The sequence below is a fragment of the Gammaproteobacteria bacterium genome, assembly GCA_003696665.1.
GTDB lineage: Bacteria > Pseudomonadota > Gammaproteobacteria > Enterobacterales.
The window spans coordinates 1-2856 of record RFGJ01000348.1 but is presented as its reverse complement, the minus strand read 5'-3'; the positions used below and the strand labels follow the sequence as shown (position 1 = coordinate 2856).

1 protein-coding gene is annotated in these 2856 nt (G+C 54.1%); it reads left to right on the top strand.

The features are described from left to right. A partial coding sequence (locus D6694_09065; GenBank protein ID RMH41315.1) for a hypothetical protein occupies positions 1–2856 on the top strand: 2856 nt, incomplete at both ends.

Genomic DNA, 2856 nt, shown 5'->3' with positions numbered 1-2856 from the left:
TGGTGATTATCAGTACCGAGTTCGGGCGTGTAACCAAAAAGATTGGGCCTGTGGTCCGTGGAGTGCGGCAGGTACTGTGACAAAGGTGCGTCATATCCCGCGCACACCTGCGCCGACCGTAGAGTCTGTCAGTACGACAGGCGTCGCCACTGTCCGCTGGGCGTCTGATGCGCAAGCGACGCGTTATCAGGTGGAGCAATACCAATCGTCAAGCTGGCAGGTGATTGGCACAGTCAACACCTCAAGCCACCGAGTGACACAATTACCCGACGGCGACTATCGTTTCCGGGTCAAGGCCTGTAATGAGTTTGACTGGGCATGTAGTCAATATGGGACGACCGATGTCTTGAAAGTGCGTCATATCCCGGCGGCACCAACCTTGAGTGGGCCGAGCATAGATGCCGACGGCACTTTTGACATTCGTTGGTCAAAGCCTGCCTACGCCGATCATTTTGAGCTCGACTTCGATGGCACGGTGACATCCTTGACCGATACCCATCCGCAGTTCACCGGTCTAGGCGATGGCACCTACCGCTATCGCATCCGTGCGTGTAATGACATTGACCGCTGCAGCCCTTGGACATCAAGTCTCTCGGTAAAAGTGTTGCATGTGCCGAGTGCGCCAGGGCTGCCCACTTATCCTGACCAAACAGACAACGGCCGTTTTGTCATCCGGTGGTCATCAGCCACGGGCAATGAAGTGGCTTACGAGCTGCAAGAAGTGACGGAAGATAAATCACAAATCGTATATCGAGGCGCTGGCACAAGCTATGAGCGCACGGGGGCGAATGGCCGATATCGTTATCGCGTAAGAGCGTGTAATGCCAGTGGCTGCTCGAACTGGGTCGAAAACCAGCAGGCGATTCTGGCGTATACGGTCGAGCGCTGGGCCCGTAAAGGCGACTTGGCGCAAGTGCCAAACGCACCATACCATGAACCAGTCTGGGTCACTCATGATTCGACCGTTGGTGAGCTGCCATTGTCGGCCGGCGTTGGCGGTGGCCAGGCAAGCGTTTCGATACCGATTTCCGTCCCACCTGGGGTGGCGGGCATGGCACCCTCATTAGCGTTAGTTTATTCAAGCCAAAGCGGTAACGGGATAGCTGGCATGGGCTTTTCACTGTCGGGGCTTGGCACCATCAGTCGCTGTCCCCAAACCTGGACGCAAGATGGCATCTATCGTGGTGTCCAGTTGGATGAACATGACCGATTGTGCTTAAACGGTCAACGGCTCATGCTGGTGTCTGGTGTGTATGGCCAACCTGGGGCAACCTATCGCACAGAGCTTGAGTCCTATGTTCGGGTGACACAGTTGAATGCCAGCCTTGGCGCTCCGGATGTGGCATTCAAAGTTGAGTATAAATCTGGCACCATCGAATATTACGGTACAACCGAAGACAGCCGATTTGTCGGTGGTGGGCTGTCTATCCCCCATTCTTGGGGCGTAGCACGCGTTGAAGACCGGGCCGGTAACTTTGTACGTTATCAATATGCCGATTTATCAACCGGCGAACATCGCATCGTGCGCATTGATTATACGGGCTCAAACACGCTCGCGCCCAACAAATCAGTGGTGTTTGTCTATGAAGATCGCAAAGATGCGAACGGACAAACCGACTACTCTGAGCTTTATCAAAATGGCGGACAGTTTAAACAGACCAAACGCCTTCTGGCCATTCGGACATTGTTAAATGATTCGCCGGTGTATGAGTATCGACTACAGTATGGCGCGTTAAGCCAATCTTCTGGCCGTAGCTTGCTTCGGGCAATCACCCATTGTGCATGGAATGGTGCCGGGTATGACTGTCGTCCTTCGACGGCGCTGGAGTGGTCTGATGCTTCCCCCACCTACGCATCGCCACAACGCTACTTGCCTGAAGGTGTCGTTTTGCACGACGAAGGGGGCGATGCGGTGCATCCGACCACCATTCAGCCACGGGGTGATTTTGATGGCGATGGCACACGTGATGTGTTGGTGAATGAAACTGATGCCGCCACATTGCTTGGGCGAGACGGCAAACGGTTGGCGGATAATGTCGAGTTACCGCCGGGCGCTGGCGCGAGTGTGATGACGTCCGGCATGAATGACATCGATTTTGATGGCCGTTCTGAAATCGTTTTCCGTGATCCAACAACAGATTATGTCACCATCGCCAAGTGGTCGCCGGAGAGTCAAAAACTTATTTTGACCAAAACAAACATCAAAGGCGCGGTGAGCAATATTCAAGTGGCCGATTTCAATCGCGACGGGCGCAACGATATTTTGCTTGAGCGACAAATAGGCAGTTCATCGGATAAGGTGTACCAGTTTGACGTTGAGTTGTATTTGGCCACACCGGAGACCAAAGATACCCATGTGTATGCACCACCGCAGACGATTTTTAGTTTTGAACGCGATTATCGTTATGCCGCTGATTGGGTGGAGATAGTTGGCGCCATTCTTGGCCAGGCCGATGTCTGGGGGCCTTTTGAGTCAGCGGTTCGGCAACTGGTGGATTTCAATGGCGACGGTGTGATTGACCTTTTTGCGGTCACCAAGCGACGAGGACATATTGATGTCCATCTGTACGAAGGAAAGATCACCGCCAATGGTGTCCAATATGTGGCACAGCCGGCATCGCGCACAGGCTTGCCCGAGGACTTGTATATTGGCGGCTTAAAAGAGAGCGCAGAGCGCTATTATCGATTGGAAGACATCAACGGCGATGGCCTGCCTGACGGGGTGTATGTACGCAACCAGCAGTGGCGGCTGCGCTTAAACCATGGCGGTTATCTAGGACCAGAAATCACCCCGTCTGGCGCCAACACGGCGGCCATTGTTGACCCTCGCCATCCCGATGTGGCCGAACAGGCAAG